Raw genomic sequence first — 22,339 nt, forward strand, 5'->3', positions numbered from 1 at the left:
GAGTGCATTCAGCATGATTCATCGCATTTCGGCTGGCACTGCCATTCGCGAGCAAACAGAGTAGGGTTACCGATATGTGGCGCGAACTGTTGGGGTTGGCATTTTTGATGTCACTCAATCCGGTGCTGCTTGGCCTGATTTTGGTGGTCATCTCCCGGCCTCGCCCGGTGCAGAACCTCCTGGCCTTCTGGGTTGGCGCACTGATCGTGAATGTGCCGTCCTTCCTTGTCGCGCTTTTCGCATTGCATCTCGTCCCGAGTTTCGCCTCCTTCGCGAAAAACCTTGCGACGGCGGACCCGGGTTCGTCCGTCAAGCCTCTCCAGCTGGGCACCGGTGTGTTGTGCATTGCGCTCGCCGTGGTGATCGCCGTGCGGCTTCGGTCGCGCAAGCGAGAGAATCAGCCCGTGGCCGCCGGCGCGGGCGGGGATTCATCGGTTTTGGTCCTCGATCCGGAGACGCCGACCGCCGAACCCCAGTCTGTCGGCCGCATCAGAAGTGCCATCGCCGTTGTGGTGTCGAAGTTCCGGCGTCTTTTTCACCATGGCAAGGGCGCCTGGGAAAACGGGGCGCTGTGGGTCGCCCTGGTCCTCGGCATCGGATACATGCCGCCACCTCCGCTGGTGCTCCTCGTCGACACCATCATCGTCGGCTCGGGAACCTCGATGGGTACGCAGGTTCTGGCTGCCATCGTGTTCGTCTTCGCGATGCTTGCCGTTTTCGAGGTGGCTCTCATCAGCTACGTGATCGCTCCGGCGAGGACTCAAGCCGTGCTGGAACCGGTTCACAATTGGGCCCTTGCCCACCGGCAGCTGGTGCTGCTCATTCTTTTCGCGGTGGTCGGGGTCTGGCAGGTGCTCACCGGCGTAGGCATCGTCTAGCCGCGCGATCAGCAGGGCATGTGCCTTTGCGTGCGGGAACGATCGTCAGCTGATGAGCATGTCGAGGTAGATCAGGTTGACGGCGATATGAATGGCTATCGGAGCCCAGATGTTTCGGTATCGGCTCCATAGATAGCCCTGCATCACGCCGAACGTTCCCTGAACCGCCACGATGGTCGCGAGGTCCACGGCCACGGTGGTGGCGTGGACATGCGAGGCGATGTGCATGGCGGCGAAAAGCACCGACGCGGTGGCGATGGCCGGCCAGCGGCCCACCAACGACTCCAGCCGGGTCTGCACAAAGCCCCGGTAGAACACCTCCTCGAGCACGCCCGCGGTCAGCAGCGTGATCAGCGATGCCACCGCCACGGTGACAGGGTCGGGCAGGCCGGACAGTGCGCTGGCCGGCGGTGCGAGGGGGCCCAGTCGGGCGAGTGCGATCCATGCGACAACCGGAACGATCGGCGCCAGTATGCGGGTGCGGTCCAGGCGGGTTCTCCATCGAGCCTTGGGGCCGTCCCCGCGGAGCATCCGAAAGGCCAACAGGGGGATCACAAGAAACATCAGTACCTTGATGGAGCTGTACACGGCATCACGCGGTACCCCAGCGGCCGTCGCCGTGACGATCAGGGCGGGGAACGCGAGGGCCGCTCCCACCAATACCCACACCTCACGGATGAGGCGCCGCTGATCGATGCCGGCAAGCGGGTCGATCGCCGGCAGATGCGGTGGTACCAGGCGCGTGAGCAGCAGCACGATCAAGGTTGAGGCCAGCGGCATCCACAGCGGATAAGGGCCGGCCGCTTCATCGGAGGAGAATCGGACCAGGGTGTGTCCGGTGAGCGCGAGTCCCCCGATGGCGATGACGAACAACAGGCCGGCGGCCGTGAGAAGACCTCGGCCGACCCGGTAGTTACCTTCCGGCCGCGTGGCTACCACCAGGTGATCGTATGGCCCAGCGGAGAGCACCCTGCGTGAACGAGTCGTCAAGCATGCGAGATCAATTGGCCCTCAATCGAATACGCTGTGACACGCTGTCGATGTTTGGCCGGTTTCGGTTATGGGACCATGGATTGCGAAGAATGCGCGGTTGACGCAGTCTCCGTCGTGCCGGCTGCCGGCGTGACCTCGCGAAAGGACCGAACCGTGAGCGTGGAAGCCAGCACCGGCCTCGACAAGGACATGATGCCCGTTCCGCACGCGCATCCTCACGTCTACGAGGGGCGTTGGCCCGTTCGCATCGCCGACGTCGACTCCGGCGGGCGTCTACGGCTAGATGGGGCCGCTCGGCATATCCAGGACATCGGCCAAGATCACCTGCGGGGCGTGGAGGCCGAGGAGAGCCACCCGCACTGGATAGTCCGCCGCACCATGATCGACGTGATCAAGCCGATTGAGTTCAGGGAGGCGCTGTGGCTGCGCCGCTGGTGTTCGGCCACTTCTAATCGGTGGTGCCAAATGCGGGTGCGGGTGGATGGCAGAGCGGGCGGCCTTATCGAGTCCGAGGCGTTCTGGATTCACGTCAGCCGCGAGACCCAGGGTCCGGCGCGTATCGAAGACGACTTCCTGGCCACCGTCGCGTCCACCACGGAGGTGGACCGGTTGCGGTGGAAGCCCTATAACAAGCCCGGTAACCGTGAGACGGCGACCGATGTCCGGGACTTCCCGGTGCGCTTCACCGATATGGACCTGTTCGACCACATGAATAACTCCGTTTACTGGAGCATCGTCGAGGATCACCTCTCGCGGAATCCGGAGCTGCTGTCGGGCCCCTATCGGGTAAGCCTCGAGCACGACTCCGCGGTTTCGCTGGGAGACAAGCTCGAGATCATCACCAACGTCTACGAGGACGGAACCGAGCTTGGCGTCCCCGGTCGCAGTGTTACAACGCTCACATATGTCGTTGGCGACGAAGTGAAGGCTCTCGCATCGATATTCGCTCGATAACTGGACGCGGTGTCGACGGTTTAACAGTACGAGCGTTCTGAACAGGGGATTGTTGGTTACCGATCGGTAGCAACAGTACGGGCGTACGATTAGCCGCTTCGCAAGGTTAGCAAAAGCCCGTTAATACCTAGCGAAAATTGGCATTGGGAACGGGTGGACCTGCGCATATGGTCTGTGACATCGTCGTAACAGTCAACGCAGTGAACGTGCCTGGGCGTTAACAATCTGTCTGCGACAGCCAAACGCCAGGGCAAGTAACAGAGGAGCACCAATGTCGAATGTCGGCAAGCCGCGCACCGCGGCCGAAATCCAGCAGGACTGGGACACCAACCCCCGCTGGAAGGGCATCACCCGCGACTACACCGCCGCCCAGGTCGAAGAGCTGCAGGGCAGCGTCGTCGAGGAGAACACCCTGGCCCGCCGTGGCGCGGAAATCCTGTGGGACGCCGTCACCAAGGACGACGACTCGTACATCAACGCGCTGGGCGCGCTGACCGGCAACATGGCCGTGCAGCAGGTCCGTGCCGGCCTCAAGGCCATCTACCTGTCGGGTTGGCAGGTTGCCGGTGACGCCAACCTCTCCGGCCACACCTACCCCGACCAGAGCCTGTACCCGGCCAACTCGGTGCCGGCCGTGGTTCGCCGCATCAACAACGCCCTGCTGCGTGCCGACGAGATCGCCCGCGTCGAGGGTGACACCAGCGTCGACAACTGGCTGGTGCCGATCGTCGCCGACGGTGAAGCCGGTTTCGGTGGCGCCCTGAACGTCTACGAGCTGCAGAAGGCCATGATCGCCGCGGGTGCCGCCGGTACCCACTGGGAGGACCAGCTGGCCTCGGAGAAGAAGTGCGGCCACCTCGGTGGCAAGGTGCTGATCCCCACCCAGCAGCACATCCGCACCCTGACCTCCGCGCGCCTGGCCGCTGACGTCGCCAACACCCCGACCGTCGTCATCGCCCGTACCGACGCCGAGGCCGCCACCCTCATCACCTCCGATGTGGACGACCGCGACAAGCCGTTCGTCACCGGTGAGCGCACCTCCGAGGGCTTCTACAACGTGCAGAAGGGCATCGAGCCCTGTATCGCCCGTGCCAAGGCCTACGCTCCCTACGCCGACCTCATCTGGATGGAGACCGGTGTGCCGGACCTCGAGGTCGCCCGCAAGTTCGCCGAGGCCGTCAAGGCCGACTTCCCGGACCAGCTGCTGTCCTACAACTGCAGCCCGTCCTTCAACTGGAAGCAGGCGCTGGACGACTCGACCATCGCCAAGTTCCAGAAGGAGCTGGGTGCCATGGGCTTCAAGTTCCAGTTCATCACCCTGGCCGGCTTCCACGCCCTGAACTACTCGATGTTCGACCTGGCTTACGGCTACGCCCGCGAGGGCATGACCGCCTACGTCGATCTGCAGGAGCGCGAGTTCGCGGCTGAGGCTCGTGGCTACACCGCCACCAAGCACCAGCGTGAGGTCGGCGCCGGCTACTTCGACCGGATCGCCACCACCGTGGACCCGAACACCTCGACCGCGGCGCTGAAGGGCTCGACCGAAGAGGGTCAGTTCCACTAAGCAGAGCCGAGCTCTAGCCGGGCAATGCGCCCACGTCAAGACTCTCGGTGTGACCCACTGAGTTGACAGCACAGGCCCCGCCCACGTATCCCGTTGGGCGGGGCCTGTGTGCTGGAAAGTCAAAACTAACAACGATGTTCAGGGAGTAGCACGAAGATGACGGATGGAATCACGCGCGTAGGAGTTATCGGCGCCGGACAGATGGGCGCGGGTATCGCCGAGGTGTCGGCACGTGCCGGTGTCGACGTCCTGGTGTTCGAGACCACCGAGGCGCTGACGACTGCAGGTCGCGACCGCATCACCAAGTCGCTGGACCGCGGCGTCTCCGCGGGGAAGATCACCGAGCGTGAGCGCGATGCCGCCGTCGCCAACCTGAAGTTCACCACCGATCTGGCCGACTTCTCTGATCGTCAGCTGGTCATCGAGGCGGTCATCGAGGACGAGTCCATCAAATCCTCGATCTTCGCCAAGCTCGACGAGGTGATCACCGATCCCGATGCGGTTCTCGCGTCGAACACCTCCAGTATCCCGATCATGAAGATCGCTGCGGCGACCAAGAATCCAGGCCGCGTGCTGGGGCTGCACTTCTTCAACCCGGTGCCGGTCCTGCCGCTCGTCGAGCTCATCTCGACGCTGGTGACGACGCCCGAGGCAGCCGCGCGCACCGAGGCCTTCGCCAGCGAGGTGCTGGGTAAGCAGGTTGTCCGTGCTGCCGATCGCTCAGGTTTCGTGGTCAACTTCCTGCTGGTGCCCTACCTGTTGGCGGCCATCCGGATGGCCGAATCTGGTTTTGCCACAGTCGAAGACATCGACAAGGCGGTCGTGGCGGGGCTCTCGCACCCGATGGGGCCGCTGCGCCTTTCGGACCTGGTGGGCCTGGACACCCTCAAGCTCATCGCCGATTCGATGTACGACGAGTACAAGGAGCCGCTGTATGCGGCTCCGCCGCTGTTGCTCCGGATGGTCGAGGCCGGGCGCCTTGGCAAGAAGAGTGGCGTCGGGTTCTACGAATACAAGGCCAAGTAAGCCACCCCACAGCGCGAGGGCGCACCGTACGCACAGACCTCAGCCCGATTGTGTGCGAACGGTGCGCCCTCGCCGTGTTTGGCGACGGCGTCGCTCTCGGCCCCTGGAAATGTCGGTGTGCCCATTTCTCTTGACCAAGATCGCCTGGGGTGGTTAATTCAGACAGCAAAGTGACACGCCCCGGTATTCGCGAGCGAGGGGTTCGGGGCGCTCACTTGCTAGACCCGGGCGAATTCGCCCGCAGTGCTCCATGCTTCGCGCTCGGCCGCGTATGCCGAGCGTTGGTGATCGCGGAACCCGCCTATTGACGTCGCGTTTTGGGCAAGGAACGTCGAGTACTCCGCCATGGAAAACTCACCGTCGGTGATCTTCACGCCGCCGTCACCGCGCCCGGTGGCAAGCTCGTCGCGCAGCTCAAGCAGCTCTTCGGAGCTCACCGGGTACCAGCTGATCTGGTCGAAGAACCGCAGCAGCCACGGCGTTCCGGGTTCGAACGCGCCGGCGTTGTCCGGATGCCGATGGTTCCAGATCTGTACGGTCCGCCCCACCAGCTGATATCCGCCGGGTCCCTCCATGCCGTAGATGCACAGATATGCCCCGCCGATACCGACGGCGTTCTCGGGGGTCCAGGTACGCGCCGGGTTGTACTTGGTGGTCACCAGGCGATGCCGGGGATCGACGGGGGTGGCCACGGGTGCGCCCAGGTAAACATCACCCAGGCCCAGCACTAGATATGACGCGTCGTACACCGTGCGATAGACATCGTCGACAGTGTCCAGGCCGTTGATGCGCCTGATGAATTCGATGTTCCATGGCATCCACGGGGCGTCCGCGCGCACACCCAGGCGGTAGCGCTCCATGGCGTCGCGGGCCGAGGGGTCGTCCCACGATAGGGGCATGGCCACCCGGCGGCTGGGCACCACCAGCTCGTCGGAGGCGGGCAGATGCTCGTCGATATCGTCCAGTAGCCCCAGCACCTTGCCCATGGGCAGCCTGTCGGGATCGAAGTGCACCTGTAGCGAACGGATGCCCGGAGTCAGATCGACGATGCCGTTGGTGTGGGTGTCCTCGAGCCGCTGGTGCAATGCGTGTACGCGCGCGCGTAGGGCCAAATCCAGTGTGATGTCGCCATATTCGACCAGAATGTTGTCATCGCCGCTGCGCCGGTACGTCACATCGGGTGCGTCCTCACGTGCCGGACGGTAGGCCAGTACGCCGTCGTCGCCGTCGCCACGAGTGGAGAACACCGAGGGCCAGTGCCCACGCCGATCGATACCGATCGAGCGCAGCGATGCGCTGCGGGAGGCCTCGATTCTGACGAACCGGAGGGTATCGCCGGCGCGCAGCTGCCCCAGCTTCCACCGGTCGGCCGAAACCACCGTGACCGGGCAGACGAACCCGCCCAGGCTGGGGCCATCGGGGCCGAGCAGAATGGGGGTGTCGCCGGTGAAGTCCAGGGCGCCAATCGAATACGCATTGTCATGGATGTTCGACGGATGCAGGCCAGCCTCGCCACCATCGGTGCGCGCCCATTGAGGTTTGGGGCCGATGAGGCGCACCCCGGTGCGGTCGGAGTTGAAATGGACCTCGTAGTCGGTGGACAGCAGTTCGTCGATATCGCTGCGGGTGAAGAAGTCGGGTGCGCCGTGTGGCCCCTCGGTGACCGCGAGCTCCCAGTGATGGCCGATGGCCGGTTGCGCGTCACCGGGAATGCATTGCGGTTCGGTGCCACCGGAGTGGCCCAGCGGGAGGGTATCCCCGGCGGTCAGGGCACGTCCCGCCGGACCGCCGAACCCGCCGAGGGTGAAAGTGGCTGCGCTGCCCAGGAATTGCGGAACCTCGATGCCGCCGGCGATCAGTACGTAGATCCGCATGCCGGTGTCGGCCGCGGCACCCACCGACAGCGTGCCGCCCGCGGGAACGGTGATGGCACGCCACTGGGGGACCGGCCTGCCGTTGAGGGTCACCGGTGCCGGTGCGCCAGTCACGCACACAAGCGTGTCTTCGGCGAAACGTAGGGTGGGACCGGCGAGTGTCGCCTCCAGTCCCGCGGCGCCCTCGGGGTTGCCGACGGCCTTGTTGCCGAGCCGGAACGACAGGTCGTCCATCGGGCCGGACGGTGGCACACCCACCTGCCAGTACCCGGTGCGTCCGGGCCAGTCTTGCACCGTCGTGAGCATGCCGGGTGCTGTGACCGTCATGGTGCTCATGCGCTCTCCACCACCATTCGCACCGGGGTGGGATCGAATCCGTTGCACGGGTTGTTGATCTGCGGGCAGTTCGATACCAGCACCAGGGTGTCGACCTCGGCGCGGAGTTTGATCTTCTTTCCCGGTGCCGAAAGGCCGTCGACAATCCCGAGTGTCCCGTCCTCATCCACCGGCACGTTCATATAGAAGTTGATGTTGGACACCAGATCTCGTTTACCCAGACCCCACTTGGCGCCTTCCAGCAGAAAATTCTCCACGCACGCGTGCTGGTGTTTGGTGTGGTGGCCGTAACGCAGGGTGTTCGATTCCTGCGAGCATGCCCCACCGATCGTGTCGTGGCTGCCGACTTCGTCCTCCACGATGGTCATCAGCGGGCTACCGTCTTCTGCGCGCAGCACTGTTCCACTGCGCAGGAACAGGTTTGACTGTGCCGCGATGGTCGTCTGCGCCGAGTAACGCACGGCGGTGTCAGTCGCCGAGTACAAGAGTGTGTCGACTGCCTGGTTGCCCTTCAGGTCGATGATCGTGAGTACATCCCCGGCGGCGACGACAGCGCTCCACGGGGCACGGGCAGGGACGACTTCGTCGAGAACCGGTTTTGTCACAGCATTTCTCCGTTCCGGGCGGCGGCCCAGGCGTCTTCGGTGTTGAGCACCGCACGTTGGTATTCCGGATCGCTATTGGGTAGGTCGACCAACTCATCGAGTGCGGGCCAGGCCAGCACCTGGGCGGGCCCCGTGTCGAAGGTCTGCGACGGATCGAGGGGGTGGGCGGTGTTCACCAGCAGGACAATCACCGGCAGGTGGATCAGCAGATCCACCGCAGCCCCCGCGCCGGCGTTGCCGGTGCTGTGTAGTGCGCCGTCGGCGCCGGCACGTACTCCATGGAAGAACGACACCGATGGACCGATGTCACGCGGAGCCAGCCCGTGCTTTGCGGCGGCCAACGTGAACAGCTCACGCCCTGCGGGGCTCTTCGAATAGAGATCGCCTGCACCATATTTGGCGGTATTCGCGGTCAGCGTGCTGGTCCCGCAGAAGGTGTCGTGATGTCCGGAGCTGTCGGCGACGATGGTGGCCAGCACCCGGCCCTGATCCGAGAGCAGGGGATGCCCGGTGCCGAGATAAGCCTGCCACGGCACCTTGACGGTGTCGGCGACGTTGAGCCGCTCCCATGGGGCATCGGCGCGCAGCAGCACTACGCTCACGCACGCCGAGCCGGTGACGTCGGTGAGCCGGAGTCGAGTGCCGCGTCCGAGCACCTTGCCTGCGTACCGGCCGCCGGGGATGGTCTCAGCCCAGGTGAGCGTTAGCGGGTCGACATCATCGGGCGTCCAGGGCCAGTTCGAGGCGGGCAGCACCGGCATCGCGTCGGTGATCTGGCCTGCTTGTGCGCGGGCGTGGTCGCGCGCTCCCTTGGTGGTAGCGGTGGTCATCAGGAGAGCTCCTCGGTGGTGGAATCGGCACGTCGCGGATAGGCCGCGATCCCGGCGATGAGCACCGCGGCGATACAGATCGGAGCTATCCACACCAGGTAGGGGTGTGTGCCGGTCGGGTCGAAAACGGCCGCGCGCGGCCAGGACAGGTTGAGCACCATGAAGGCGCCGTAGCAGACGGCAAGGATGTTAATCGGGAGCCCGAATCGTCCGAGAGAGAAGAGCTTTCGTCCGTCGGCATCGGTCTGACCCACATTCGCATCCCACTTGCTGCCGCCGATGCCCAAGCGGCGCAACAATAACGGAGTGGTGACCATCAGGTAGGCGAGGTAGATCAATGCGATACAGACGCTGCAGAGGCTCGTGAACAGTGCGGCATTGCCGAAATTGACCACCAGGATCAACACACAGCACACCCCGACCACCACCGCTGGTGCGATGGGTGTGCCGGTTCGTGGGTTCACATGCGAGAGCACGGAGGAGAACGGCAGCTTGCCGTCGCGGGCCATCGAGAACATCAAGCGTGAGGCCGCGGTCTGGATGGCCAGGGTGCAGACAAACACCGCGATCGCCACGTCGACGAGCAGCAGGGTGCCGAACGGGGAGGCCAGCTTGCTGTCCAATACATAAGGTAGGCCGCCGGTGGCGAGCTGGCCGTCGGTCAGGCTGGGGGCGGCCATCAGGGCGCCCAGAATCATCAGCGCCCCGCCGATCGCCGACACCACGATCGCGGACAGGATGGTGCGCGGGGCGACTCGGCGCGGGTTCCGGGTTTCCTCGGCGAGTTCACTGGCCGAGCCGAATCCGACAAGCACATAAGCGGCCATGAGTCCCGCTGCCAGGAATGCCCACGGATAGCCGCTGCCGGCCTCGCCGGTGTGTAGCACCACGCTCGGACCGCGTTCGGCGCTGGCGAAGAGCATGCCCACCACGGCGACCACGCCGACGATCTCACAGGTGACGCCGATGGAGTTGATGCGGGACATCCAGTTGACCCCGACGGCGTTGATTGCCGTGGTCGCGACCAGAAGCAGCGATCCCAACAACACCGCGTTCGAGGCGCCGCTGACACTCGTCAACGAGGAGTCGGTGCCGATGAGCTGGAATCCGCTCCAGATCGTCGGCAGGACCACCTGCAGGGCGATGGCCGCCGCGGATGCGGTGACGATCTGGGCGATGATCATGAACCAGCCCGCGAACCAGCCCACCACGGCACCGCCGAGCCGCCGGGCCCATTGATAGATGGCCCCGGAGATGGGGTAGCGCGCCGCGAGTTCGGCGAAGTTCAGCGCCACCATGTACTGCCCGGCGAAGACGATCGGCCAGGTCCAGAAGAAGGCCGGGCCGCCGAAGCTGAACCCGAATGCGAACAGCTGGAAGATCGTCGTCAAGATCGAGACGAACGAGAATCCGGCTGCGAAGGATGCGAATTTGCCAAGGCTTCGGTGTAGCTGAGGTTTGTAGCCGAATGCGGCAAGGTCGTCGGAGTCGGAGCCGGCGATGCTCGCCGCGGACCGGGCCGCGGATTCGGTGGCCGTCGGGGCGTTCATGGGCACTCCCAAGTCGGTCCTCGGGCACCGTTTATGCGCCCTGTGTGGGTTGGAAAACCCACGTCTATGTGGGAAGAAATATCTGTCATGCGATAGGTAAGTAAGTCTGACGGGCGCCCGGTGCGCATGGGTGACAGTGCCGTTTCGGAACGTGGGCGCGGTGTAACATTGTCGTTTCGCAGATGTCGCAGCGATGACGAAACGCTCACCACCCGATGGAATGAAGGCGTTGCCGAGCGGTACATGGAAGGGTCGGCACAATGTCAGGACGACCGCGGCGCACTAGTCCTATTCGCGAGGGAAAAACCACCCGCGACGAGATTCTCGACGCCTCGGCCGAGTTGTTCACCACCGATGGGTTCGCGGCAACCACCACCCGGCGCATCGCCGAGTCGGTGGGCGTGCAGCAGGCCTCGCTGTATTACCACTTCAAGACCAAGGACGACATCCTCGATGCGCTGCTGGCGATGACGATCGACCAGCCCCTGCACTACGCGGGACTGATTGCCGACCGTCCGGAGCCGCCGGTCGTGCGTCTGTACGCGCTGGCGCTGGCCGATGCCGCCCAGCTGGCGGCGAGTCGATGGAACCTGGGCGCGCTTTATCTACTACCCGATCTGCGCGCCGATCGATTCGCGCTGTTCCGGGGTAAGCGAGACCAGCTCCGCATGCACTATCAGGATCTGGCGGCGGCGGCCGGCCGCGCGGACATGGTCCGTGACGGGGTGGAGCGGCTACCTTTCCGGCTCGTCGAGTCGGTCATCATGCTTCGTGCCGACGGTGACTCGATCTCTCCGGAGGCGTTGGCGGACGCGACCTTGCGCGTTCTGGGGGTCACAGAGGATGCTCAACAGGTAGAAGGGGCGGCCAGGGCGCTGTTGGGGCAGTTGGACTGGCCGGTGGCCGTTCCTAAGAGGTAGGCACAGTTGATCGTGCTAGGGTGCCGTCCAGTACAGAGTAGCCAAAATGTGATGGGAATTAGGTGCTGTAGTAAATGTCCGATCTGAAGCCGTACTACGAGGAATCTCAGTCCATATACGACATTTCGGACGAATTTTATGGCCTTTTCCTTGACGAAGAAACCATGGGCTACACCTGTGCGTACTTCGAGCGCGACGACCTGACTCTCGCCGAGGCGCAGCTGGCCAAGTTCGACCTGGCGCTGGGCAAGCTCAACCTTGAGCCCGGGATGACGCTGCTGGACATCGGCTGTGGCTGGGGTGCCTGCCTGGAGCGCGCCATGCGTAAGTTCGACGTCAACGTCGTTGGTATCACGCTGAGCAAGAACCAGAGCGAGTACAGCCGTACACGCTTGGCGAAGGTGGCCGCGGAGACCGGCCGTACCGCTGACATTCGCATGCAGGGTTGGGAAGAATTCAACGATAAAGTCGATCGAATTGTGACGATCGGCGCATTCGAAGCATTCAAGCAGGAGCGCTACCCGATCTTCTTTGAACGTGCATATGACATTCTTCCCAATGACGGTCGAATGCTTCTGCATACGATTCTGGCCCACACCCAGAAATTCTTCCGGGAAAATGGAATTCCGCTCACCATTAGTGACCTGAAATTCATGAAGTTCATCGGCGAGGAGATCTTCCCCGGTGGGCAGTTGCCGGCGGTGGAGGATATCGAACAGCTAGCTGCTGGCTCCGGGTTCACGCTGGAGCGGGTGCATTTGCTGCAGCCGCACTATGCCAAGACCTTGGATATCTGGGCACATAATCTTGAACAGCGCCGCGAGGAAGCCATCAAGATTCAGTCCCAAGAGGTTTACGACCGCTTCATGCGGTACCTGACCGGTTGCGCGGACTTCTTCCGTCGCGGTATCACCAACGTCGGTCAGTTCACCCTTGTCAAATAGCGAGACTTAACAGGTCGACGCCGTCTCACGCTTGCGCGAGGCGGCGTTTCTGTTCCTCAATGTCGAAATCAGCGGGCGGCCACGAGAGATTGAGGCTATCCAGTGTTTCGTCGAGAAGTGCGGTTACCGCGAGCCTGCTGAACCACTTGCGGTCGCAGGGAATGACGTGCCAGGGCGCGTACTCGGTGCTGGTCTGCTCCAGCACCGCTTGATAGGCCTCCTGGTAGGCGGGCCAGAACGCGCGCTCGTCGATGTCGTTGGGATTGAACTTCCAGTACTTGTCCGGACGGTCCAGGCGCTCGGCCAGGCGTTTCTTCTGTTCGTCGAGTGATACGACCAGTGCGACCTTGAGGATCGTCGTGCCGGTCTCCGTCAGCTCTTTCTCGAAGGCGTTGATCTCGTCGTAGCGGGCGCCCCAGACCGTCGGAGGCACCAGGTCGTGGACCCGCACCACCAGGACGTCCTCATAGTGCGACCGGTCGAAGACCCCAAGCTGCCCACCGGCGGGCAGGGCGTTGCGAATCCGCCACAGGTAGTGGTGCTTACGCTCTTCCTCGGTGGGCACCCCGAAGCTCGCATGTTCAATTCCCTGCGGATCGACTTGCCCGACAACATGTTTGACGATGCCTCCCTTACCGGAGGTGTCCATGCCCTGCAGAACCAGCAGCACCGAGCGATGGTCTCCGCTGCGCCCGTTGGCGTACAGCATCTCCTGCAGCAGCCCCAGGCGTTCGGACAGCTCCGCCTGCAGGGCCTCGCCGTCCTCTCGCGCCCCATCGAACCCCGGTGTGGAACGGGTATCGACATCGGCGAAGTTCAGGCCGGGCCGGTAGCGCAGAGCGGACGTGTCGATCTTGAGGGTCATGCCCTGTGACCCTAGCGAGGTCGGTTACGCCGGGTGGGTTTGACGCGTTTGTAGCGCGGGAGGAACCGGTGACGGATGGGGCATGCCGACGAACGTCTCGCGAGATCCCCCCACACCCACGATGCCCAACACCGCGTTCCAGGAGATCATCGTCAGGTAGTCGATGAGCTCATCGGAGCTCATCCGCGGGTGCGACATCCAGGAGTGAGTGGCCAATTGGACGCCGCCGACGATCATGTACGCCCACGGCTCCACGCCGTGGGTGTCCATCGACGCTTCAGACATCTGACGACGCAGTGACAGGGCGAGCATGCGCGCGATGATGCGTTCGGAGTCGGCGATGGCCTTGCTGCGGCTGGTGGAGCTGTTGGCCATGACGAACGGATAGATCTCTGGCTCGGCGGCCACGGTCTCGACATACACCTTGATCACGGTCCGGGTCAGGTCGTAGCCGTCGAGGCGGGCAGTCAGGGCCGTAGCCATCTTGGGGATGAGTGTGGTCTGCGCGAACCGGGTCATCACTGCGGTTGTCAGATCGTTCTTGTCAACGAAGTACCGGTAGAGCACCGTCTTGGAGACACCGATGTCGGAGGCGATCTCATCCATGCTGATATCGCGCCCCCGGTGCCTGATGGCATCGAGAGTGCCGTCCACGAGCTCGGTACGTCGTTCGACCTTGTGCTTATGCCAGCGGCGCTTGCGACCATCAGTCTTGATAGCCGCAGGCTGCGTTTTACTTGCCACGGTTATCGCCACATTCCCATAGTTATCTGTAACCGATAGTACTTGACGGCCCCCTCGGGGATGCGTAACGCGCTCGATACCGGATGATGGAGGCGTGGCAGGCAAGCACAGCGATCAGCCGCGCACGCGGAAAGCACCCGGTGGTGTCTTCGCGATGGGCAATTCGGCCGTCGACGAGGAGCGCCGGAAACAGCTTCGCCGAATGAAAGCCGTGGCCACGGGATTTCTGGTCGGAGCCACCGTGCTGTTTCTGGCGTGCCGTTGGTGGCAGTCGATGGGCGCGCCGGGCTGGGTGGGTTATGTCGGAGCAGCAGCAGAGGCGGGTATGGTCGGCGCGCTTGCCGACTGGTTTGCTGTAACCGCATTGTTCCGGCACCCGCTCGGGCTAAAAATCCCGCACACCGCGATCATCAAACGCAAGAAGGATCAGCTGGGCGAGGGGCTCGGGAACTTCGTCCGGGAAAACTTCATGTCGCCAGCGGTCATCACCGCAAAGGTGCGCGATGCACAGATCGCGGGCCGCCTGGGTAAATGGATGAGCGACCGGTCGCATGCCGAGCGCGTCGCAGCCGAAGCCTCCACGGTGCTTCGAGTCGGCGCGCAGATGCTGCGCGACGAGGACGTGCAGCAGACCATCGACAGTGTGATCGTGCGCCGGATCGCCGAACCCAAATGGGGGCCGCCGGTGGGGCGCGTGCTCTCGACGGTGCTCAAGGAGGACCGCCACGCACCGGTCATCCAGCTGCTGTGCGATCGGGCCTTCGAATGGGCGCTGGGCGCCAGCGACACCATTGATCGAGTAGTGGTGCGTGACTCGCCCAGCTGGACCCCCAAATTCGTCGATCACTTCGTGGGTGACCGCATTTACCGCGAGCTGGTCGACTTCACGGATAAGGTGCGTCGCAATCCCGACCACGACCTCCGCCAGTCCGTGAACAGGCTGTTGTACGACTTCGCCGATGACCTGCAGCACGACGACCTGACCATCGCCAAGGCCGAAGCGATCAAGGCCCGGTTGATGGCCCGCGCGGAAGTCCAGAACGCGGCCGCCACCGCCTGGTCCGCCGCCAAGAAGATGATCACCGAGTCGGTGGATGATCCGTCGAGTGAGCTACGTACCCGGATCGCTGACACGGTGGTGCGGATCGGGGAGACGCTGCGTGACGACGAGTCCGTGCGCGACAAGGTGGACGGTTGGGTCGAGCGTGCGGCCCGGCATCTGGTGGATCAGTACGGCGCGGAGATAACGGCCGTCATCACCGAAACGATCGAGCGATGGGACGCCGAGGAGGCCAGTCGCCGGATCGAATTGCATGTCGGCCGTGACCTGCAGTTCATTCGTATCAACGGCACAGTGGTGGGTTCGCTGGCAGGTTTGGTGATCTACACCGTCGCGCAGGTGCTCTTCTAAAAAGGCCCTGACCCGGCTATTCCCGACTGGGAGTGACTTGGCCCACATTGCTAACAGAAGTGCTTGCAATAGCTAGCACTGCAGCTTACCGTGGTTCTTATGTCGCAGGAATCAGACCTCGCCACCGCTGTGAGCAACGCCGCTTCCGATATTGGAGGCTTCATCCGCGCACAGCGTGAGGCCGCACAGGTCTCCGTGCGTCAGCTGGCCGAGAAGGCCGGCGTGAGCAACCCGTACCTCAGTCAGATCGAACGCGGACTGCGCCGTCCGTCGGCCGAGGTGCTCAATCAAATCGCAAAGGCGCTAAGGGTTTCGGCGGAGGTGTTATACGTGCGTGCAGGCATTTTGGATCGTAGTGATGCCAGCCCGGTACGGGACGCCATCATTGCCGATACCTTCATCACCGAGCGGCAGAAGCAGGTGTTGTTGGACGTCTACAGCTCATTCGTTCAGCAAAACGCCGAAGCAAATTCGGACCTGGCTCAATCCGACCCCGAGTCCCCTGGCGACAACTGAATAACTTTCCCCATCCCCGAAAGGAATCTGGCATGACCAAGAAGAACACCTCGTTCGAAGACCTGAAAACCCCGTTCTACGTAGCCGTCGGCGCCGGTGACCTTGCCCTGGCGGCCGTCGCCGATGTGGTTGTCAAGCTGCGCGAGCGTGCCGAGGAAGCCGCCTCTGAGGCCGGCGCCCGCGTGGACGAGACCCGCGACCGGCTGCGCGAGCTGTCGGCCGAGCTGCCCACCGATGTCAACGAACTGCGCGACCGGTTCACCCCCGAAGAGCTGCGCAAGGTCGCCGAGGCCTACCTGCAGGTGGCGACCGATATCTACAACAACCTCGCCGAGCGTGGCGAAGAGGCCATCGAGCGTCTCCGCAGCACCCCCGGCATCGAGGAGAACGTGACTCGCGCTGAGGGTCTGGTCGGCAACTACGCCGAGCTGACCGAGCAGGCGCTGGGCACCGTGGCCAGCCAGACCCGCGCCGTCGGCGAGCGTGCCGCCAAGCTGGTCGGCATCGACCTGTCGAGCAAGGCCGCCCCGGCCACCAAGGCCGCGCCCGCCAAGAAGGCTCCGGCCAAGAAGGCTGCGCCCGCCAAGAAGGCCGCCCCCGCCAAGGCTGCTGCCAAGAAGGCCGCGCCCGCCAAGAAGGCTCCGGCCAAGAAAGCGGCGACCCGCACCATCACCCAGAAGTAGGCACTTCCAGCTCCGACAGCCACCCGATCAGCCACGTAGGCTGATCGGGTGGCTTTCACTTTTCATGTCTTCGCGCTGATTTCCCTCGTCGCTCTTATCGCGGCGATCGTCGCGCTGGTTCATGCCGCGATTCAGCCCGCGGACGCGTTCGTGGCCGCAGAAAAGCAGACCAAAACCACCTGGATAGTCATTCTTGCCGGAGCGGCCGTGCTCACCCTGATTCCGGGGTTGGAGCTGTTGACCGCTGGGATCGCCGCGGTGGCCGCCGGGGTGTACTTCGTGGATGTTCGGCCCCGTGTGCTTGAGGTGCAGGGCAAGTCACGCTAATGCGTGCGGTCGCGGCGCTGGTCGCGACGGCCGTGCTGCTGGCCGCGAATGTGGTACCCGTGGCTGCTGCCGGGCCCGTGCTTATTGACCACGTGTCCTGGGATGCAACATCTTTGGGGCGCACACTGCGTGTCTATCCAACGCCGCTGGGGCGCACCTATGAGGCGCCCGATGGTGCCGATATCGCCTGGGCCGAGGTCCTCGCACTGGCCCCCGACGCGCAATCGCCCGGTATGCGAATGCAATTCGACTGCCATTGGTACGGGCGGGTGTTCATTCCGAACAAGCCGAGCTGGAACCTGGAGCCCTGGCGGCCGCAGGTGGACGAGGCATTGATGACGGTGTCTCAGTGCAACCCCGGCGGACCTGAGGTCTAGGTCCCTCTGCGGCGGCTCCCGGCACCGCGATTCGCCGCTGCGGCGGGGGCTTCATGGCGCGCCGCGTAAAGGTAAGCAAATTGCAGTGTGACGTGAATCAATGGCGCCCGTGAATTACATATGTGTAATTCACCCGAGACCGGTGGTTTATCTCGGTGTTATTGGTGGAAGTAAGAATTCACTAAAGCCTCAGACAGCCCAATGGCAACTTTTCTTACCATTCTCCGCTTGCGTAACGCACACCTCGTGAGTAACGATTACACCAGTGATCACAATCTGATCACGACCGGAGTGGCAGGTGGTACATCACGCATCACGTGATCTCTCCGGGCACAGAGGATCGGGGTGCAGTGACATGAAGGTCGTCATGGACCGGGCACGATGGGTACGCGATAGGCGTGCGGTGTGTCTGATCATGAATGTGCTGTTTGCGATGTCGCTATCTATGACCGCGAGCGTCGCGTCGGCCGACTCTGTGAATTGGGACGCGATTGCCGAATGTGAATCCGGTGGAAACTGGTCGGCAAATACCGGCAATGGTTTCTATGGTGGCCTGCAATTCAAGCCGTCCACGTGGGCATCTCATGGCGGTGTGGGTAATCCTGCCGATGCTTCCCGTGAACAGCAGATTGCCGTTGCCGAGAGTGTTTTGCAGTCGCAAGGCCTTGGTGCGTGGCCGGAATGTGGCGGTGGCGGCAGCGGCCCGATGACCGGTGGGCGCGCGGGATGCCAATTGGTCCCCGGCGGCAGCATCTTCGGGATCGTCAACTTCCGGCAGATGTGCAGCGGTGTCGTAGGACTGATTCCCGCGGGCTAGTCGCGTATCTGGCCGAGCACGTGCACCGCAAGGTTTACGGAAACAGGGCGTTGGCTTGCGGATAGGGGATGGCTCGGCTCGCGAATCCGAAGGTGCCATGCTGGGCGATTTCCCGTGCTCCGTCGACAAACGCCCCGAGTGCCGCACGTGCCATCGCGGACCCGAGACTGATCCGGCGCACGCCCCACTGGGCGATCTCGTCAACCGAATGGTTGAGCACGAATCCGGCGGCCAGCAGATTGACCGGGCGATCCACCTCCGCGCACACCGCGCGGACCGCGTCTGCGTCCGGCGGGCCCGGTGCGTACACCACGTCGGCACCGGCATCGGCGTATGCCTGCAGTCGTGTGATGGTGTCGGCCAGGTCTGCCCGGCCATACAGAAAGTTCTCGGCACGGGCCGTGAGCGTGAACGGAAAGGGGAGATCGCGCACCGTGTGCGCTGCCGCCGTGATGCGGTCCACCGCCTCGGCGAGCGGGAAGATCGGGGCGTCCGGAATCCCGGTGGCATCCTCGATCGACCCGCCGACCAACCCCGAGGCCGCCGCTTCGCGGATGGTCATGGCGATGTCCCCGATGGTGGGGCCGCCGTTCTCCAGGTCTGCCGAAACCGGCAGGTGCGTGGCCGCCGCGATGTGGGACGCGTTGGCCAGCGTCTCGGCCTGGCTGACCAGGTTGGCGCCGTCCTGCCGGCCGAGGGAGAAGGCCAACCCGGCACTGGTGGTGGCCAGTGCGGGGAAGCCATAACCGGTGAGGATCCGGGCCGACCCGGCATCCCACGGGTTGGGGACCACGAATGTCCCGGACTGGTGAAGGGCAGCGAACACGACCGCACGCTCATGCTGGGAGGTCACGTATGGGACGCTACGCCCATGACGGATTCGGTAGGCACACCGGCGGTTTGGCCCACGCGCGGGGAGGTCGCCGCACGCATCGACCACACCCTGCTCAAACCCGAAGCGACACCCGAGGACGTGCAAGCCCTCATCGCCGAGGCCACCGATCTCGGAGTGCTCGCCGTATGCGTTTCGCCTTCGATGCTGCCGGTGGAGGCTCCCGGGCTGATTGTTGCGGCGGTCGCGGGATTTCCGTCGGGAAAACATCTTTCGTCCGTCAAGGCGCATGAGGCGGCCCTTGCCGTGGCCGCGGGTGCAGCGGAGATCGACATGGTGATCGACGTCGGCGCTGCGGTCGCAGGCGATTTCGCCGCGGTACAGGCCGATATCGAGGCAGTCCGGCGTGCGATCCCGTCGGCGACCCTCAAGGTCATCATCGAATCCGCGGCGCTGCTGGAACATGGCGGTGCCGAGGCCGTCCGCCAGGCAAGCCGGGTGAGTGAGGCCGCCGGCGCCGATTTCGTGAAGACCTCCACCGGATTTCACCCGGCGGGCGGAGCCTCGGTGGAGGCCGTGCGGATCATGGCCGAGACGGTCGGCGGCCGGCTCGAGGTCAAGGCGAGTGGCGGTATCCGCACGGCGCAGGATGCCGCGGCCATGCTTCAGGCCGGCGCGACCCGGCTCGGTCTATCGAGTAGCCGCGCCGTATTGGACGGCTTTCTGCACTAGAACGACAGGTTCTGCAGGCAGGGGTTCTCGACCGGCTTCATCGGCTGATTGGTGCTCGACAGTTTCACCGTGATGCCGTCGTTGGTGACCTTGACCTCTTGGGCCTTGAGCCCCATCGGGTATTGGCCGCCGACGAGTCCCTTCGAGAAGGTGTCGAGCGCCGGCTGGATGATCTCGCGCGGCAGCCCGATAAACGCGGAGACGTTCTCGGACTGCAGCGTCACCATGCCGTCCTTGATGACCGGCTTGGTGGTGATCTGGGCCAGCCCTCCGGCAGCGCTCAGCGTCACCTCACCGGTGGATTCATTGGTGGTCGCATCGCCCACCAACGAGCCGAGCATTCCCGGTACGAGGTCACGGGCGCTCTCGGTGATGCCGGCGGTCGGCCAGGACACTTCCACGTCGAGGCGACCGATCGTGCCGAGCGAGTCCGCGGTCTTCTTCAGCGAGATGTCACGCACCGTGATGGCGACGGACATCTTCTTGGCCTGTGCGATCTGGTTGCCCGCGGTCTTGATCGTGAGTTTATCGATGTGATTGCCGAGGTATTGCACAACGAGCGGCATCGGGCCGAACGACGCGGTCGCGCCGTCCTGCACCAGGCACGAGGTGGCGGCGTTCACCTCGCTGCTGGTCCGCTGGCGTGCGTAGAGCTCGATACCGAGTACAGCGGCCACGAACACGGCGACGACGATGACCGCGATGAGTACCAGCGACCTGTAGTCGCGACCCTTCTCGGGTTCGGCGGGCTGCGGCGGTGCCTCTGCGGGCGGGGGTTCGACCGGCGGCGGCGCCACCGGGCTCTGCTGGGTTGGCAGCTGCTCCGGCGGCGGGGTCGGTGCGTGCTCCTGCTGCGCGGGCGGAACCTGCTGGGACGGCGGTTGCCACGGCGAAGGCTCGGGAGGTGTCGATCCAGGTGGTCCGAGCGGCGGCTGAGGCGGTGTCGTCACCCGCGCGATTGTGCCCTATTCGACTGAGGACGGGTTAAGGACGGGCAAGATCTTGCGGGTCTCGGCAACCGCGTCCAGGTTCAAATCCGCGACGATGAGCTCCGGTTCCGGACCTGCCTGTGCGATGAGTTCGCCGGTGGGTGAGGCCAGCAGACTGCCGCCGATCCCTGTCGGTGATCCGCTGGCAGGTGCCTCCAGAGCGGGCAGCGCTTGGTCGGATGCGGCGATGAAGCATGTCGAATCGGCCGCCCGCGCCCGTGCCAGCAGCGTCCATTGATCCCATTTTCCGGTCCCGGCGGCCCAGGACGCGCTGACCGTGATCACTTGCGCGCCGCTTCGTGCCAGGTCGGTGTAGAGGGCGGGGAAGCGGATGTCGTAGCACGTGGTCAGTCCGACGGTGACACCGTCGACCGTGATGAGCACCGGGTTGTCCCCGGGCGCGACGGTCGCCGACTCACGGAAGCCGAACGCGTCGTAGAGATGGATCTTGTCGTAGTGGGTGTCCACGCCGGGGCCGGTGGCCAGCAGCGTGTTGTGGACGCGTCCGTCCGAGGCGGGGGTGAACATCCCGACGACGACGGTCAGTCCCGCCTCCTGCGCGATCGTGCGGACTCCGTCTGCCCAGGGGCCGTTCACCGGCTGCGCGACGGGGCGCAGGGGTACACCGAATCGGCACATGGTGGCTTCCGGGAAGACGATCAGGGCGGCGCCCTGGTCGGCGGCGTCACGCACCCTGGCCGCGACGGTGGCCAGGTTCTCGGTGGGATCGGCGCTGCTGGTGATCTGCGCCAACACTATCCGCATGCCCCCAAGCCTAGGCCAGTGGCGCGACGGCTGCCCACGGTGTCGTCAAGATGCAATCACGAACCTGTCGGCGTTGTGGCTCGACAGGAAAACCGTTGTCGCGCAGTGATTTCAACATCATTCGCCAACGGACTCGGGGGCCGAACACGCCGTGCGGTGCTGCCGACGCCCAACAGCGGTCGGCCGCGGCGAGTAGATCGTGGATGGGCTGGCCCGGAACATTTTGGTGAATAAGGGCTTTCGGTAGTCGCTCGGCCAGATCGGATGGCTTGTCGATATCGAAGGGATCGCAGGCGAGAGTGAGTGTTCGCGGTCCGGACGCGTCGAGCAGTAGCCAGGCGCAGCGGCGGCCGAGCTCGTCGCAGGTGCCCTCGATGATGAGCCCGCCGGGCGCCAGCCGCGCCGCCATCATAGTCCAGGCCTGCGCCACCTCCGATTCCGGATACTGGCGCAACACGTTGAAGGCGCGCACCAGAACCGGTGTGTGGCCTGCCAGCTCGAATCCGCCGAGACCGAAATGGACCCCGTCACGCGGGGGAACCACCCGTGCCGGATCGATCTCCAGCCCCACCACCCGGACATCCTTGCGAACCGTCCGCAGCCGTGAGGCCAGCTCCAGGGTGGTGGTGGGCATGGCGCCGTATCCCAGATCGACCACCAGGGGGTCGGCGGCACCGGCCAGCACTGCCTGCACCTCGGGGTGATGGACCAGCCAGCGGTCACTGCGGCGCAGCCGGTTGATCCCGGTGGTGCCACGGGTGATGGCCCCCTGTGGGCGGGTGGTGGGAGACGACCCAGGTCGGGGAC

At 64.2% G+C, this 22,339-nt stretch carries 24 protein-coding genes; 13 read left to right on the forward strand and 11 right to left on the reverse strand.

Annotated features, from left to right (window positions below; all coding sequences use genetic code 11):
• Positions 1–74 precede the first annotated feature (74 nt).
• Positions 75–878, forward strand: a complete 804-nt coding sequence (locus AOT83_RS15020) for a GAP family protein (RefSeq protein WP_057964366.1) — start codon at positions 75–77, stop codon at positions 876–878.
• 45 nt (positions 879–923) lie between these two features.
• On the opposite strand, the gene AOT83_RS15025 is transcribed toward AOT83_RS15020, so the two are convergent.
• Positions 924–1,817 (reverse strand): CPBP family intramembrane glutamic endopeptidase, encoded by an 894-nt coding sequence (locus AOT83_RS15025; RefSeq protein ID WP_070943190.1) that lies wholly within the window; start codon positions 1,815–1,817, stop codon positions 924–926.
• A 243-nt stretch (positions 1,818–2,060) separates the two neighbouring features.
• On the opposite strand from AOT83_RS15025, the gene AOT83_RS15030 reads away from it, so the two are divergent.
• From AOT83_RS15030 to AOT83_RS15040, 3 genes are all read left to right on the forward strand, one after another.
• A complete protein-coding gene (locus tag AOT83_RS15030) occupies positions 2,061–2,825 on the forward strand; it encodes an acyl-[acyl-carrier-protein] thioesterase (protein ID WP_057964384.1) in 765 nt (254 codons plus the stop codon).
• A gap of 271 nt (positions 2,826–3,096) precedes the next feature.
• The gene (aceA, locus tag AOT83_RS15035; protein WP_030096386.1) at positions 3,097–4,389 is read left to right on the forward strand and encodes an isocitrate lyase; all 1,293 of its coding nucleotides are present in this window, start codon (positions 3,097–3,099) and stop codon (positions 4,387–4,389) included.
• A 156-nt stretch (positions 4,390–4,545) separates the two neighbouring features.
• Complete coding sequence (locus AOT83_RS15040) at positions 4,546–5,415, forward strand: 3-hydroxybutyryl-CoA dehydrogenase (RefSeq protein WP_057964368.1); 870 nt, start codon at positions 4,546–4,548, stop codon at positions 5,413–5,415.
• 218 nt (positions 5,416–5,633) lie between these two features.
• On the opposite strand, the gene AOT83_RS15045 is transcribed toward AOT83_RS15040, so the two are convergent.
• The 4 genes from AOT83_RS15045 to AOT83_RS15060 are packed head-to-tail and all read right to left on the reverse strand — an operon-like array spanning position 5,634 to position 10,610.
• A complete protein-coding gene (locus tag AOT83_RS15045) occupies positions 5,634–7,616 on the reverse strand; it encodes a 5-oxoprolinase/urea amidolyase family protein (protein WP_057964385.1) in 1,983 nt (660 codons plus the stop codon).
• A 5-nt stretch (positions 7,617–7,621) separates the two neighbouring features.
• Positions 7,622–8,230 (reverse strand): urea amidolyase associated protein UAAP2, encoded by a 609-nt coding sequence (locus tag AOT83_RS15050; RefSeq protein WP_165592882.1) that lies wholly within the window; start codon positions 8,228–8,230, stop codon positions 7,622–7,624.
• Positions 8,227–9,060, reverse strand: coding sequence for an urea amidolyase associated protein UAAP1 (locus AOT83_RS15055; RefSeq protein ID WP_057964370.1), 834 nt, complete (start codon positions 9,058–9,060; stop codon positions 8,227–8,229). Before AOT83_RS15055 ends, AOT83_RS15050 begins: the two co-directional genes overlap by 4 nt.
• A complete protein-coding gene (locus tag AOT83_RS15060; RefSeq protein ID WP_046254855.1) occupies positions 9,060–10,610 on the reverse strand; it encodes an amino acid permease in 1,551 nt (516 codons plus the stop codon). Before AOT83_RS15060 ends, AOT83_RS15055 begins: the two co-directional genes overlap by 1 nt.
• A 260-nt stretch (positions 10,611–10,870) precedes the next feature.
• Here AOT83_RS15060 and AOT83_RS15065 point away from each other — a divergent pair, with 260 nt between their 5' ends.
• Positions 10,871–11,530: a TetR/AcrR family transcriptional regulator gene (locus AOT83_RS15065; protein ID WP_030096392.1), complete on the forward strand. Its 660-nt coding sequence runs from the start codon at positions 10,871–10,873 to the stop codon at positions 11,528–11,530.
• A 74-nt stretch (positions 11,531–11,604) separates the two neighbouring features.
• The gene (locus AOT83_RS15070) at positions 11,605–12,474 is read left to right on the forward strand and encodes a cyclopropane mycolic acid synthase family methyltransferase (RefSeq protein ID WP_030096393.1); all 870 of its coding nucleotides are present in this window, start codon (positions 11,605–11,607) and stop codon (positions 12,472–12,474) included.
• Positions 12,475–12,499: 25 nt separating this feature from the next.
• Here AOT83_RS15070 and AOT83_RS15075 read toward each other — a convergent pair whose 3' ends face one another.
• Entirely contained in the window at positions 12,500–13,339 is an 840-nt protein-coding gene (locus AOT83_RS15075; RefSeq protein ID WP_057964371.1) for a polyphosphate kinase 2 family protein, read from the reverse strand.
• Positions 13,340–13,363: 24 nt separating this feature from the next.
• Positions 13,364–14,083 (reverse strand): TetR/AcrR family transcriptional regulator, encoded by a 720-nt coding sequence (locus tag AOT83_RS15080; RefSeq protein ID WP_030096395.1) that lies wholly within the window; start codon positions 14,081–14,083, stop codon positions 13,364–13,366.
• A gap of 76 nt (positions 14,084–14,159) precedes the next feature.
• Between AOT83_RS15080 and AOT83_RS15085 the strand changes: the two genes are divergently transcribed.
• From AOT83_RS15085 to AOT83_RS15110, 6 genes are all read left to right on the forward strand, one after another.
• Positions 14,160–15,494 carry a DUF445 domain-containing protein gene (locus AOT83_RS15085; RefSeq protein WP_030096396.1) on the forward strand — a complete coding sequence of 445 codons (1,335 nt, stop codon included), beginning with the start codon at positions 14,160–14,162 and terminating at the stop codon, positions 15,492–15,494.
• A 99-nt stretch (positions 15,495–15,593) separates the two neighbouring features.
• Positions 15,594–16,010: a helix-turn-helix transcriptional regulator gene (locus tag AOT83_RS15090; protein WP_030096397.1), complete on the forward strand. Its 417-nt coding sequence runs from the start codon at positions 15,594–15,596 to the stop codon at positions 16,008–16,010.
• 32 nt (positions 16,011–16,042) lie between these two features.
• Positions 16,043–16,693 (forward strand): hypothetical protein, encoded by a 651-nt coding sequence (locus AOT83_RS15095; RefSeq protein ID WP_030096398.1) that lies wholly within the window; start codon positions 16,043–16,045, stop codon positions 16,691–16,693.
• A 48-nt stretch (positions 16,694–16,741) separates the two neighbouring features.
• Positions 16,742–17,020 (forward strand): DUF2516 family protein, encoded by a 279-nt coding sequence (locus AOT83_RS15100; protein ID WP_030096399.1) that lies wholly within the window; start codon positions 16,742–16,744, stop codon positions 17,018–17,020.
• On the forward strand, positions 17,020–17,397 hold the full coding sequence (locus AOT83_RS15105; RefSeq protein ID WP_057964372.1) for a DUF2599 domain-containing protein: 378 nt from the start codon (positions 17,020–17,022) through the stop codon (positions 17,395–17,397). The genes AOT83_RS15100 and AOT83_RS15105 overlap by 1 nt, the downstream gene beginning before the upstream one ends.
• Before the next feature lie 355 nt (positions 17,398–17,752).
• Positions 17,753–18,214: a transglycosylase family protein gene (locus AOT83_RS15110; protein WP_030096401.1), complete on the forward strand. Its 462-nt coding sequence runs from the start codon at positions 17,753–17,755 to the stop codon at positions 18,212–18,214.
• Positions 18,215–18,248: 34 nt separating this feature from the next.
• Here the strand turns inward: AOT83_RS15110 and AOT83_RS15115 are convergent, their stop codons facing one another.
• A complete protein-coding gene (locus AOT83_RS15115) occupies positions 18,249–19,067 on the reverse strand; it encodes an isocitrate lyase/phosphoenolpyruvate mutase family protein (RefSeq protein WP_057964373.1) in 819 nt (272 codons plus the stop codon).
• A gap of 18 nt (positions 19,068–19,085) precedes the next feature.
• Between AOT83_RS15115 and deoC the strand changes: the two genes are divergently transcribed.
• Positions 19,086–19,778, forward strand: coding sequence for a deoxyribose-phosphate aldolase (deoC, locus tag AOT83_RS15120; protein ID WP_057964374.1), 693 nt, complete (start codon positions 19,086–19,088; stop codon positions 19,776–19,778).
• Here the strand turns inward: deoC and AOT83_RS15125 are convergent.
• The 3 genes from AOT83_RS15125 to AOT83_RS15135 are packed head-to-tail and all read right to left on the reverse strand — an operon-like array spanning position 19,775 to position 22,295.
• On the reverse strand, positions 19,775–20,728 hold the full coding sequence (locus tag AOT83_RS15125) for a DUF2993 domain-containing protein (protein ID WP_030096408.1): 954 nt from the start codon (positions 20,726–20,728) through the stop codon (positions 19,775–19,777). The genes deoC and AOT83_RS15125 overlap by 4 nt on opposite strands.
• A 15-nt stretch (positions 20,729–20,743) precedes the next feature.
• Positions 20,744–21,532, reverse strand: coding sequence for a carbon-nitrogen hydrolase family protein (locus AOT83_RS15130; RefSeq protein WP_057964375.1), 789 nt, complete (start codon positions 21,530–21,532; stop codon positions 20,744–20,746).
• Between the two features lie 10 nt (positions 21,533–21,542).
• Positions 21,543–22,295 carry an SAM-dependent methyltransferase gene (locus AOT83_RS15135; protein WP_070928077.1) on the reverse strand — a complete coding sequence of 251 codons (753 nt, stop codon included), beginning with the start codon at positions 22,293–22,295 and terminating at the stop codon, positions 21,543–21,545.
• Positions 22,296–22,339: the final 44 nt, after the last annotated feature.

The organism is Mycobacteroides sp. H001 (assembly GCF_001440005.1).
GTDB classification, from domain to species: domain Bacteria; phylum Actinomycetota; class Actinomycetes; order Mycobacteriales; family Mycobacteriaceae; genus Mycobacterium; species Mycobacterium gwanakae.